Here is a 12,488-nt window from a genome sequence, read left to right as displayed (position 1 = left end):
AACTGACGTTATTGCGGACATCCGCAAAGTATCAGCACTGAACATATCAGGCATGCTGTAAAAGCAAAAGGCGTCCCGATTGAGACGCCTTGATGCTATTGTATAACTCCCTTCTATTTGTCCTTGATCTTCGCTAGTATATCTTCCCAGGAATAATAATGGAATACTTTCCCATTGCTCATCGCAACAAACATCCCTTTTGGGAATTTGCTTCCCAGCGGTACAGCTGTTACGTCAGAGCCATCACTTTCCAGTGTGGATACTGGTATTTCAGCGATCAGCTTATGTTCATCCGCGGCACCATTCTCTCCTTCTCTTCTGTACACCATGAATGAATTGTTCTGCTGATTGGATACCAGTACATATCCTGTAGAATCGGATGTAGGGTAAATAGAGATACCTTCATGATCGGACACGAATCCTTCTGTTGCAAACAGCGCGCGTTCTTTATTATCCCATTTGGCAGGATCGGCTATGTACTTACGTACACCGACAGTTTCATCAGAGTAATAAATGTATCCAAGTTGGTTATCCACAGCGATAGATTCGATTTCCTTTTTACCACTGTAAGCGCCAAACTTCCTTACCAAACTTGCTTTAACCACACCATTCACATCTAGTAGGCGGTACTGCCAGAGGTAGCCTTCAGCAGGACCACTTTTACGGCCTACCACAGCAAAGATGGCTTTGTCTTCAGGCCGTGTGTACAAAGAGATGCCCATTGGTGCACGCTCTTTTTCTCCGGTAAAGACCTGGATGCCGCCATTATCTATTGGTGCGAGATCAGGAAGGCGGAATATGCGGATACTGTTTGTTTCGCGTTCAGTCAGCACAGCAATATCAATGAGCTGACCATTCAATTTAAAGCCGTAAGCGATGTCCACATTGTTAGGGCGTTTCAGGCCCAGTACTTTGTTGACGATTTTCCCCTCAAGGTCAAAGGCATATAATCCACCATCACTATCCTTGTCTGTGCCTATGATGAGGCTTTTCAACGTATCTGTTTTATTGATCCAGATGGCGGGATCGTCGGTATCGTGACCGGTTTCCTGTGTAACAACAGCAGGCTTTATACCATCTTCCCTTACCACGGTCTTCGCTGAATTTACCTGACATGCACTGAAGATTAAGAGACCGCTTAAAGGCGCTAAGATATTCTTTAACATTATGTCTTATCTAATTTAAACAACAACAAACTACAGGTCGAACTTGATACCGAAGTTGTATCTCGGACGATAGTATTCAGCCTGCATAGTTCTGGAAGAGATACCCTGATAGTAGCGCAGTGGCTGATTGGTCAGGTTATTTGCTTCACCGAATACGCGCAGTGTTTTAGTCAGTTTGAAAGACGCGTTCAGATCCAGGAAAAACTGCTTATCATAGAAACGATCGTCGAAGCTGTCGCCACCCAGTTCATCCAGGTAAGAAGCCGCATAGTTACCAGACAATCTTGCTGTGAAACGAGGGTTTTCGTAAGACAGTGACGCGTTAAACATGTGTGGTGCAGTACCTGGCAATGTTACGTCGGCACGTTTGTCTCCGTCTGCGTTGAAAATACCGTCTGCTTTAGACTTGGTATAAGTATAGTTTACATACACACCGAAGCCTTTGAGGAAACCTGGCAGGAAGTCCAGCTGGCGTTGCAGGGCAACTTCAAAACCGTATACTCTTACGTTGTCACCGTTACGTGCCTGTTTGTATACCCACTCTTCACCCGCAGGGATAGGGTTGGTTGTTACGTCTTTGTAATCGTTCGCAAACTTCTCTCTGGTGTAAGTATTGTCTCTGTAAGTGTAGATAAAGTTGCTGATGCTCTTGTAGAACAGGCCACCAGACAAGATACCTACAGATTTGAAGTATTGTTCTGCCATCAGGTCAAAGTTCCAGGCATATGCAGCTTTCAGCTGAGGGTTACCTGCGCTCAGCTCTGCATCATCAGCAAGGCTGCTTACGTAAGGAGCGATATCGTAATAATTAGGACGAGCAATTGAAGTAGTTGCTGCAGCACGCAGTACGAGGTCGTTATTCACATTGTATTTGAATGTAACGCCAGGCAATACGTTTGTATAGCTGTTTGTAACAGAACGTTTACCTTCCAGTTCTTCTTCCTCCGCTACAATGTTACCCTCATATTCGATGTGGGTATTTTCAACGCGCACACCTGCAATTACAGATAATTGTCTGGTGATATCCTGATCCCAGCGGATGTAACCGGCAGAGATTCTTTCTTTCGCGTTAAAGTTAACGGCCAGGTATTCTGCAGGGACGTCACTTTTTTCAAATTTAGAAGCATCATTCAGCTGCTGGCCACCCAGGAATCTGTTTGTAGCAAAAGTACCTGGTACATATTTATCGCCTGGCTGATAGCCTTTACCATCTACGTGAAGGTTAGCGATCTGGGCAAGGTTACCGATATCAGTCAGTGGTTCGTACTCGAAGTAATTATTCAGTCTTTCTTTGTCTTTCAGACGCAGGCGGGAACCTACACGGAGACGACCTTTCTGGCCTGGCACTACGCTGAGTGGGAAGCGGAGGTTCAGTTTGAAGCCAAATTCGTCTTCTTTGGTAAAGTCATGGTTTTCGCTCATAGATCTGAAAGCAAAATCTTCGTCTCTCAGAGAAGGAGCGGTAGCCAGCGGGAAGCGTGGGTCAGCGATATCCATGTTGATAGCGCTTGACGGAGCACGAAATTCAACGTAACGTTCGTTAGGTCTGTCTTCACTTGCTCTGGAATAGCTGGCAGACCAATCCAGGTCTATTTTGCTACCCAGCAGGTGTTCACCACGTAATGAGTAGTTCTGCACGCGCTGATCTTCCAGACGGCGGTTTTTGTTACGGCCATTATCGATACCACCTTTTGTCTCACGACGTACGGAACCGGTGTAACCAGTAATAGCATCATTACCGTCGTATTCAGGTTCGATACCCGTCAGGCGGAGGCGGTAACGGTTTTCCCTGTCATCGCGCCAGTTGTACATTGCGGTAGCGTAGAGGGTATTTTTTGCATTGATCTTATAATCCAGTGCAGTAGATACGCTTCTGCGGATACGCTGTACATCATATTTACGGATCTCCGATTCTGAAATGTAGGCATTTCCGAAGTCATCTTTGCTCCAGGTAGCTTCTACGTCATCAGAACCGTAGTCATTATTATTATAGGAAGCACTTACTACAGCGCCCAGTTTACTTTTTGCAAAGCGGTTAGCGAGTACCAGTCCACCGGTATATAAAGCTTTACCACGGATTGGGTTTACACCGCCGGAAGCAGTAGCAGATACGCGGAAGCCATTGGGGGCTGCGCGGGTTACGAGGTTAACAGAACCACCGATGGCGTCAGCATCCATATCGGGGGTGAGGGTTTTGTTAACTTCTATGGTCTGAACCATATCGGAAGGGATCAGGTCCATCTGAACACGGCGGTTGTCGCCTTCAGCAGAAGGGATACGGTCACCATTGAGCGTAACAGAGTTCAGTTCAGGAGCCAGACCACGGATGATGATATTACGAGCTTCACCCTGGTCATTCTGCATGGTGATACCCGGGATACGTTTGATCGCATCACCTACGTTAGCATCCGGGAAACGACCTATCTGGTCAGCGGATACGATATTGGTAATATTTGGATTGTTTCTCTGCTGGTTGAGGGCTTTTGCCTGTCCACGGAGGCGATCGCCTACTACCAGTACTTCTTTACCAGCGATACCACCGGCTTCCATTTTCAGATGCAGTTCAGTTGTCTTTCCGGCATTTACAGCAACTTCCATAGAGAGCGCCTGATAACCGATATAAGTTACTTCCAGTGTATAGGTACCAGCAGGTACACCCAGGAACTCAAATTTTCCTTGTTGGTTGGAAACCGTGTAATGGTTGCCGGGTTTTAATTTAAGCGTCGCACCAGGCAATGATAATTGCTGGTTTTTATCGACGATGTTACCGGTCACCAGGCCGGCGGACTGTCCGAAGCATATCATGCTCATCCAGGAAAAAAGAAGGGTGAATAGAAATTTCTGCATAGCGGTAGAGAGTTATTCTTTACGGGTGCAAAGGTGCATTTGTAAAAGTCTAAAGGCAAATTAACGGGGTATACAAAAAGGCTACAGCGTTACAAAAGGCGTGAACAAGGAGGCAACAACCGAAACAAACACCCTATAAACTATTGACAATCAATATCAACCAGCGTAACAAAACGCCTGTTAAGGAATTATTACCGTAACATTAAGCCAATGTTAACACGTGTTTTTGAGGGTAATTGTCACGGTAGAGGTATTTTTAAGACGAGTGATTAATTGAACCAAAACTGGGTAATAATGGTGTTGTATGACCGTAAGCAGGCAGGAATCGGAGGGTTATTAGCGGTTAATTCGGGATAGATAATAGAGGCAGCCCATTACAGCTGTCTGGAGCTATTGTTTGCGCCTTTTTCGGTCGGGAGAGACATCACCTCGATGTGAACATTATATATAATAGAGCTTCTGGGTTGTCGCTGATAATAGATTGAATTAATCAGCCGCCGCTGGCAACCTTTAAATGCAGAAAGGAGAGTAAATGATCTTACGGCCTGCTGGTAACAAGCTGGTTAGCCAGGCTTTTACGCAAGTGATTGAATATCAGCATTACAGACTTTGTATAAACGCCGTCAGGCTTTCGCCCTGCTGCAGGTTTAGTTTCTTTCTGAGACGATACCGTACAACACGCAGACTATCAGTGGATATACCCAGCAGGGTGGCAATATCCGTAGACTCCAGGTTCATTTTTAGCAGGGCAACCAGTCGGAGGTCATTAGACGTAAGGCTGTCACAGTATTTTTTGAGGTTATCGAAGAAGGTCTGATGCACCTGTTCAAAGATATTCCGGAAATCTACCCAATACTGGTCATGGTTAAAGCTGTGATTGATTTGGGCCAGCAATTGTTTCAGCTGTTTTTTCTGATCACGTTTCTCGTCTTTTACCATCTCGTCCAGTCGTACGCGCAGTTCTTCCAGCAGCTGGTTTTTCTGGATCAGGTGTAAGGTATGTGTGGTGAGCTCACGGGAACGCACTTCCAGTTCTTCTTTCAGTTTCCCTTCCTGAAGCTGTTTGTTCTGCAAGGCTGCTTCCATCAGCTCCTTTTCTGTTTCAAATATTTGCCGGTGTTGCATACTGAGAATCTGTTCATTACGCAATTTCAGCCTTTGCCGGCTGATGATCAGGATACTCATTACTACCAGCAGCAGCACAACAATAACAATGGCTACTGTCATAATGCGATTGGTTTTACGCGCATTTTGTAGTCTTTCTATCTCATTGTTCTTCTTTTCAATATCGTAGACAGACTGCAACAGGGCGACCTGCTTGCTGTTTTCGTCGGAGTATGTCTTCAACAGGAATTGCCGGCTCAGTTCGAGGTAGTAGAAGGCACTATCATTATTGCCTGCCAGGTGATGAGCTTTTGCCAGGTCGCGATATGCACCCGCCAGCTGGTGTTGTTCATGCAGGTCAAGTGCCAGCAGCAGTGCGCGGCGGGTTTGAACCAGCGCCTCCGGATAATGTCCTGTTTTGCGGGATACATCCCCCAGGTTATTATAGATCTCGATGCGGGCCAGCTTTTCGCCGGTTTGCATATTCAGGTCCAATGCCCGGTTAAAATACCAGGAGGCAGAGTCGTAAACAGCCAGGTCTTCGTAAATACTGCCAATGTTTTCGTAGATCTTGGACATGCCCTTCTTATCGTCGGCCAGTATGTAGGTAGTAAGCGCGCGGCGCTGGTAATAGAAGGCGCTGTCATAATCCTGTTGCTTTTCGTGCAGGTGACCGATCATGCCGTAAGTAAGGGCGATGCCGGCACTATTGTGCAGGGAGCGGTATATTTCAAGCGCCTGCTCGTACTGGTTACGGGAAAGGTCGGGTTGCTTATTATAATAATACAACATGCCTACATCGGTAAGATTGCTGGCAAGGGGTAAATAGGCATTTTCTTTCCGGAAGATATTGATGGCCTGAAGATGGTAGTCCAGTGCCTGTGGCAGGTGTCCCAGGTGGAAACAAACCTGTGCCATCTGGGAAAGGCAGTTGGCAGCCGCCAGCTGATCCTTTTTTTCAACAGCCCGGTTATAAGCGTTTTTCAGCTTTAGAAAGGTGGAATCAGGGGCAATCTGCTCGTAATCATCGTTATCGAATTGCTGCATCTTGGACAGCCTGTCACTTTGGGCAGGTGCCTGGCTGGACATCAGCCCACATAAAATCAGCAGTAATAAGAAACGCATCACGAACATAATCAGCAGATAAAGCGCAAAGAAACGGCATCAATGTTATCTTATTGTTAAGGGTCAAAGGTTTTCGGGTATGCTGGAAATAATCTTCGGGGGAGTATGACAGATCACTTCTTGTTATGACCAATAACCAGCAGTTATTCGGTCGTACATAACTAGTTCATTTACAAACATTAACTAATCTATAACTTTAATCCGGCAGGCGTATAGTCTACTGAGCAAGTAGATTGATTTATATTTGCAAATCCTTTCATAGCTTTAAGGTGTGTAAACAAGCAACAAAATGGCAGACGAGATACAAGCATTCAATGATTACCGCGCCAAGATGAACGAGGTAATTCTGGGAAAACAGAACAAGGTCATTAATCGTTTATTTAATCTTGATACGAATACTTACGCCGAGGGGGCATTAAGTACCAAAGTGAAGGAGATGCTGGGATTGGTTTCGTCGATGGTGCTGCGCTGCGATGATTGTATTAAGTATCATTTGGGGAAATGCCACGAACAGGGTATTACTACAGAAGAAATGTATGAGATCTTTGCTGTAGCCAACATTGTTGGCGGTACAATCGTAATACCACATACCAGGAGAGCGGCCGAGTACTGGGAAGCGTTACAGCAACAGGAACAGGCATAATCAGGGGGGAACAGAAGTATTCCTTATTGCGTAAACCGCGTAGGGGAACAATTCGTAACTTTGCCCACCGTTTTTTTCTTTTTCTTTAAAATATTCAGATGTCAACAGCTACTATAGCTCCGCAGACGTTAACGGCGAAGGATTTTGCAACAGACCAGGAAGTACGCTGGTGCCCGGGTTGCGGAGACTACTCTATATTAAAACAAGTACAGACTATTATGCCCGGACTGGGCATTCCAAAGGAAAACATCGTAATTGTATCCGGTATCGGCTGCTCTTCGCGCTTTCCTTATTATATGAATACTTATGGTATGCACTCGATCCATGGTCGTGCTACTGCTATTGCTTCAGGTTTAAAGGCTGTACGTCCTGAACTGAGCGTATGGGTAGTAACCGGTGATGGCGACGGTCTATCGATCGGGGGTAACCATACCATCCACCTCCTGCGCCGCAACTTTGACATCAACGTGATGCTGTTTAACAACCAGATCTACGGTTTGACCAAAGGGCAGTACTCTCCTACTTCTGAGGAGAATAAGGTGACCAAATCCACTCCATTCGGCAGTATTGATCATCCGTTCAATCCGCTGGCACTGGCGCTGGGAGCAGATGCGACTTTCATTGCCCGTAGTATGGACCGTGATCCTAAACATTTGCAGGAGATGCTGAAACGCAGTCATGCACATAAAGGCGCTTCCTTCCTTGAAATCTACCAGAACTGTAACATCTTTAATGATGGTGCATTCGAGGTATTTACAGAGAAGGGCAGCAAGCTGGAAGAAACTCTTTTCGCAGAGCAGGGTCAGCCGCTTATTTTTGGAGCACAGAAGAACAAGGGTATCCGCCTGGATGGTTTAAAGCCTGTAGTAGTGGAACTGGGTGGGGAATACAGTGCTGACGACCTGTGGATACATGATGAGAAAGACTTTTATAAAGCACAGATCCTGACGCGCATGTTTGATGATCCTCGTATTGAAGGTCATCTGCCACGTCCTTTCGGTGTGTTCTATCAGGCATTTCGTCCTACCTACGAAGATCAGCTGAACTTCCAGACAGAAGACGCACTGGCCAAGAAAGGCCCTGGTGATCTGGATAAGCTACTGGCAGGAAGAGAAACCTGGACTATCAAATAAGATAATTATCACCACCAATAAAAAGCAAAAGCCATTCGGAATGAATGGCTTTTCTTTTATAGTAATGTTTTCAGGATCAATGTCCGGTTATACCCGCAGGATCAAATAGTACTTTATAAAGTAGTATAACACCAAACACTATCAGGCTTACACCTGCTATTCTATTGAGCCATACCACATTACTCAGTGTTAACTTATGTCTGATCTTATCAGCTACAAATACCTTTAGTACATCAGTGGATAATACCCATACGAGGCAGGTCAGATACATCACTACTCGATGTCCGATAGTGGTAGAGCTGTTAGCCACACATACCCCCAGCCAGAAAATGATTACACCAGGATTGAGGGTATTCATGAGGAAACCGGCTAACCATATCTTCAGGTAGTCGTGCGTACGAAACATTTCAGGACGTTCATCTCCTGTACTGATCATCACTTTTTTGAAGAACAGGCCATAGACGCCCATCCCTATCAGCAGGATACCTCCGACAATGCCGATATACTGCTTGTATTCTTCAAGACCGGTAATAAACGACGTAGCCAGATTGCCCGTCAGTACGAAAAAGATGTCACTGAACGATACTCCCAAAGCGAAGCTGACCCCTGCCTTAAAACCGTTGTTTATGCTATACTTTATAATGGCAAAGATGACAGGACCTACAGAAATCGATAGAAAGAGGCCCAACACCATGCCCGCTGCCAGTGCTGCTATCATGCGCTACAAAATTCCGTCGCCGTTACTCTTACGGCTATCCTTAGTAAAAAAAGGGTAACTCTTATTGCTGAAAGTTACCCCTCTTTTTATAAATAAAATCGTTAAAATTCTTAAACAGACTTCACGCTGAGGAACTGTTCCCAGTCTTTTAGCTTGTCACCTTTCATGACACGCGGGAACTTGTTCATAGCACCTTCCTTTCCTTTAGATCTCATATAGTCGATGAATACCTCGTTAGGCAGTATTTCGACAAATAGTTCTTTCAGTGCGGAAGTTCTTTCCACGGCATAGTCATCATTCACCTCGCTGAGCGTCTGATCGATGATCTCACGTACACGGTTACTGTCTACATTTGCATCGTCGGTACCGATATACCAGCGGTGTGCGAACAGGTTTTCGTAAGGGAAGCCAGCCACGGTAAATTCTTTGATGGTAATACCCATCTTTTTCTGCACCATGTCAATGGCCTTGTTCATGTTGTCGATGCTCATATGTTCACCGCAAAGGCTGAGGAACTGTTTGGTGCGACCTACAATCACGATCTCATGCTCTTTTACGGAAGTGAACTTCACTACGTCTCCAATCAGATAACGCCATGCACCTGCACAGGTAGACAACATTACTGCATACTCGACGTCTTCTACCACTTCGTGAATCATGTAAGCCTTTGGATTAGGCTTCACTTCTCCGTCAGAGGTAAAATTCTCTTCGTTAAATGGAATAAATTCGTAGAAGATGCCGGTATTAAGTACCAGTTTGATACCCCTTACGCCTGGTCTGGCCTGAAAACCGAAGGAACCTTCGGAGGCCATATAGGTTTCGATGAAGTTAATAGGTTTACCCAGCAGTTTCTGAAAACTGTCACGGTAAGGCTCAAAGGAAACGCCACCATGAATATATACAGCCAGGTTCGGCCATATTTCGTGAATGTTCTTTACACCGTGGTATTTGATGATCTCGGCAAGTACGATCTGTACCCAGGCAGGTACGCCGCATACAGTACCTACGTCCCATTGTTTTGCCTTGCGTACGATCAGCTTGATACGCTGTTCCCAGTTAGGCTTCTGAGAGATGTTACCTCCTGGCTTATAGAAGCGTCTGAACCAACGGGGAATGTTTTTAGCCTGAATACCGCTCATGTCACCCTCATAGTAGCCGCCTTTCTCGTAGAGAGCGGTAGTACCGCCCAACATCAGTATTCCTTTGGTAAACGACTTGGGAGGTATGTTGAAGTTAGCCATGGAATACACCTGCTTAACGCCTACTTTCTTGACGTTCTTCAACATGTCCTTGGTTACCGGAATATGCTTACTGGCTGACTCCGATGTGCCGGAACTCAGCGCGAAATATTTGATCTTCTCAGGCCAGCTCACATTGGCTTGTCCGTCGAGACACTTGTGCCACCACTCTGCATGCATCTTGTTATAGTTATGCACTGGTATGGTTGCACGGTACTGTGCCATCATATTTGGACTATTCAGGATTTCCTGGAATTTATAATGCTGTCCAAACTGTGTATCCTTCGCTTTTCCCAGCAGCCTGCGTAATACCTGAAGCTGGTATTGTCGAGGTGTCCCTAACTTAAATGTGAATTTCTTCCTGATGCGTAGTGACCTGGATATAAGATTACCTAAAATGGCCATTAATTTTCCTTCTCATTTATTAGCTGCAAAAATACGCCGTTTTCGGATTGCGACGATCGGAATTTGAATTATAAGTATCTGACCGCTGGCAATCTATCACAAACATATTAACAAAAACGATATGGTTATAAAAAAAATTCCCGCGTACCTTTGTCCCATGTTAAAAGCCACCCTACTTAAAGCAACAAAAGCCGGCGGAGATGTTCTACAGCACTACTTTAACGGCTCTTTCCAGGTTACGAGCAAGAGCTCAGTGAACGACCTCGTTACAGAAGCCGATAAGAATGCAGAGACGGCTATTTTTAATGTGATCAGGGAAAACTTCCCCCAACACTTTATCCTCAGCGAAGAATCCGGAGAGCTTAGTGCGGACTCTAATGTCAAATGGATCATTGACCCGCTGGATGGTACTGTCAACTTTGCACATGGCATTCCCATCTGTTGTGTATCAATTGGCGTGGAACAGGATGGCGAGATGATTATGGGAGCTGTGTATAACCCCTTCCTGAACGAGTTTTTCTTTGCAGAAAAAGGTCAGGGTGCTTACCTGAATGACCAACGTATACAGGTATCAACAAAGTCAGAAATGCATAAAGCCTGCATGGTGACAGGTTTTCCTTATACATGGGGCGAATATACCCATAGCCCGATCGAAATATTTGAATACTTTGTGAAGCAGGGACAGCCGGTACGCCGCCTTGGCTCTGCCGCCATAGACCTATGCTGGGTAGCCTGTGGCCGCTTCGATGGTTATTACGAACATAGCCTGAATGCATGGGACGCTGCTGCCGGCTTCCTGATAGTAGAGGAAGCAGGTGGAAAGGTGACCGACTTCAAGGGCAACCGCTACTCCCCCTACCAGCGTACACTGATTGCTACCAACGGCCTTATCCATGAGCCGCTGATAGATATCGTTAACGGTAAATACTGATCTAACATCATATACCATGAGTGAAGAAAGAACCGAGATTAACTCCCTTGGGGAGTTCGGACTGATAGAATTGCTTACCAAGAATATAGAAATACAACAGGCCAGCACTATACTTGGTGTAGGTGATGACGCAGCTATTATTGACCATTTTGGCCGTCAGACGGTCGTGTCTACTGACATGCTGGTAGAAGGTATTCACTTCGACCTGATGTATACTCCGCTGAAACACCTGGGGTACAAATCTGTCGTTGTTAACCTGTCTGACATCTACGCCATGAATGCAACTCCTACTCAGATTACAGTGAGTATCGCATTCAGTAACCGCTTTTCTGTAGACGCCCTGAGCGAATTTTATGAAGGCGTATACGCAGCATGCGAGAAATACGGCGTAGACTTAGTAGGTGGCGATACCTGCTCTTCTCAAAAAGGCTTTATCATCAGCGTTACTGCTATCGGAGAAGTAGCTCCTGACAAATTTGTTAAACGCTCTACTGCACAGAAAGGTGATCTCCTTTGCGTATCCGGAGATCTTGGAGCTGCATACCTAGGCCTTACTATCCTGGAAAGGGAGAAGAAGATCTATATGGAAAGTCCGCAGCTTCAACCAGACTTGGAGAATCAAACCTATATCATTGGTCGTTTGCTTAAACCTGAAGCACGCCGCGATATCATTGAGTTCCTGCAGCAACAAGATATACAGCCTACCTCCATGATGGACGTAAGTGATGGACTTAGCTCAGAAATACTGCACATCTGCAAACAAAGCAATCTTGGTGTAAAACTGTATGAAGAGAAAATCCCTATTGCACAGGAAACTAAAGAGCAGGCATTGAAATTCAGCCTGGATCCTACAGCTGCTGCACTTAGCGGAGGAGAAGATTACGAGTTACTGTTCACTATCAAACAGGAAGATTACGATAAGATCGTTCTGTCAGAACAAATCAGTGTAATTGGATATATGGAAGATGTAAGTGAAGGTGCTCATATATTTACAAAGGGAGGCAATAAGTTTAAGCTGGTTTCACAAGGCTGGAATGCATTCCAGCAGGAATAGTACAATCAAGAAGAAACAATGAGAATCTGAGTCTTTGACTACATTAGCGACAAGAACTTATAGTGGTTCAAAGACAAGCATTCTTATGCAGACAGCGCTGAATAAATTCAGACATAAATTAAGA

9 protein-coding genes are annotated in these 12,488 nt (G+C 45.3%); 4 read left to right on the top strand and 5 right to left on the bottom strand.

Annotation, left to right across the window (positions count from 1 at the left end):
- Nucleotides 1-113 precede the first annotated feature (113 nt).
- From K1Y79_RS18755 to K1Y79_RS18745, 3 genes are all read right to left on the bottom strand, one after another.
- The gene (locus K1Y79_RS18755; protein WP_220251691.1) at nt 114-1,166 is read right to left on the bottom strand and encodes a phytase; all 1,053 of its coding nucleotides are present in this window, start codon (nt 1,164-1,166) and stop codon (nt 114-116) included.
- A gap of 30 nt (nt 1,167-1,196) precedes the next feature.
- The gene (locus tag K1Y79_RS18750) at nt 1,197-4,013 is read right to left on the bottom strand and encodes a TonB-dependent receptor (protein ID WP_220251690.1); all 2,817 of its coding nucleotides are present in this window, start codon (nt 4,011-4,013) and stop codon (nt 1,197-1,199) included.
- Between the two features lie 600 nt (nt 4,014-4,613).
- Nucleotides 4,614-6,251, bottom strand: coding sequence for a tetratricopeptide repeat protein (locus K1Y79_RS18745; protein ID WP_220251689.1), 1,638 nt, complete (start codon nt 6,249-6,251; stop codon nt 4,614-4,616).
- 280 nt (nt 6,252-6,531) lie between these two features.
- Here K1Y79_RS18745 and K1Y79_RS18740 point away from each other — a divergent pair, with 280 nt between their 5' ends.
- Nucleotides 6,532-6,885 (top strand): carboxymuconolactone decarboxylase family protein, encoded by a 354-nt coding sequence (locus tag K1Y79_RS18740; protein ID WP_012788706.1) that lies wholly within the window; start codon nt 6,532-6,534, stop codon nt 6,883-6,885.
- 98 nt (nt 6,886-6,983) lie between these two features.
- Nucleotides 6,984-8,018 (top strand): 2-oxoacid:ferredoxin oxidoreductase subunit beta, encoded by a 1,035-nt coding sequence (locus tag K1Y79_RS18735; protein ID WP_220251688.1) that lies wholly within the window; start codon nt 6,984-6,986, stop codon nt 8,016-8,018.
- 76 nt (nt 8,019-8,094) lie between these two features.
- Here K1Y79_RS18735 and K1Y79_RS18730 read toward each other — a convergent pair whose 3' ends face one another.
- Together K1Y79_RS18730 and K1Y79_RS18725 are read right to left on the bottom strand one after the other, a co-directional pair.
- Nucleotides 8,095-8,736, bottom strand: a complete 642-nt coding sequence (locus K1Y79_RS18730) for a LysE family translocator (protein WP_220251687.1) — start codon at nt 8,734-8,736, stop codon at nt 8,095-8,097.
- A gap of 110 nt (nt 8,737-8,846) precedes the next feature.
- A complete protein-coding gene (locus tag K1Y79_RS18725) occupies nt 8,847-10,379 on the bottom strand; it encodes a GH3 family domain-containing protein (protein ID WP_220251686.1) in 1,533 nt (510 codons plus the stop codon).
- 157 nt (nt 10,380-10,536) lie between these two features.
- On the opposite strand from K1Y79_RS18725, the gene K1Y79_RS18720 reads away from it, so the two are divergent.
- Together K1Y79_RS18720 and thiL are read left to right on the top strand one after the other, a co-directional pair.
- Nucleotides 10,537-11,310, top strand: a complete 774-nt coding sequence (locus K1Y79_RS18720) for an inositol monophosphatase family protein (RefSeq protein ID WP_220251685.1) — start codon at nt 10,537-10,539, stop codon at nt 11,308-11,310.
- Nucleotides 11,311-11,326: 16 nt separating this feature from the next.
- Nucleotides 11,327-12,364 carry a thiamine-phosphate kinase gene (gene thiL, locus K1Y79_RS18715; RefSeq protein ID WP_220251684.1) on the top strand — a complete coding sequence of 346 codons (1,038 nt, stop codon included), beginning with the start codon at nt 11,327-11,329 and terminating at the stop codon, nt 12,362-12,364.
- Nucleotides 12,365-12,488 lie beyond the last annotated feature (124 nt).

The sequence above is a fragment of the Chitinophaga rhizophila genome, from assembly GCF_019492185.1.
In the GTDB taxonomy this organism is placed as follows: Bacteria; Bacteroidota; Bacteroidia; order Chitinophagales; family Chitinophagaceae; genus Chitinophaga; species Chitinophaga rhizophila.
This window is presented reverse-complemented; position numbering and strand designations above follow the sequence as displayed.

Coding starts and splice junctions, on each gene's coding strand:
- K1Y79_RS18755 (WP_220251691.1), bottom strand. CDS start 1,166: ATGTTAAAGAATATCTTAGCGCCTTTAAGCGGTCTCTTAATCTTCAGT.
- K1Y79_RS18750 (WP_220251690.1), bottom strand. CDS start 4,013: ATGCAGAAATTTCTATTCACCCTTCTTTTTTCCTGGATGAGCATGATA.
- K1Y79_RS18745 (WP_220251689.1), bottom strand. CDS start 6,251: ATGTTCGTGATGCGTTTCTTATTACTGCTGATTTTATGTGGGCTGATG.
- K1Y79_RS18740 (WP_012788706.1), top strand. CDS start 6,532: ATGGCAGACGAGATACAAGCATTCAATGATTACCGCGCCAAGATGAAC.
- K1Y79_RS18735 (WP_220251688.1), top strand. CDS start 6,984: ATGTCAACAGCTACTATAGCTCCGCAGACGTTAACGGCGAAGGATTTT.
- K1Y79_RS18730 (WP_220251687.1), bottom strand. CDS start 8,736: ATGATAGCAGCACTGGCAGCGGGCATGGTGTTGGGCCTCTTTCTATCG.
- K1Y79_RS18725 (WP_220251686.1), bottom strand. CDS start 10,379: ATGGCCATTTTAGGTAATCTTATATCCAGGTCACTACGCATCAGGAAG.
- K1Y79_RS18720 (WP_220251685.1), top strand. CDS start 10,537: ATGTTAAAAGCCACCCTACTTAAAGCAACAAAAGCCGGCGGAGATGTT.
- thiL (WP_220251684.1), top strand. CDS start 11,327: ATGAGTGAAGAAAGAACCGAGATTAACTCCCTTGGGGAGTTCGGACTG.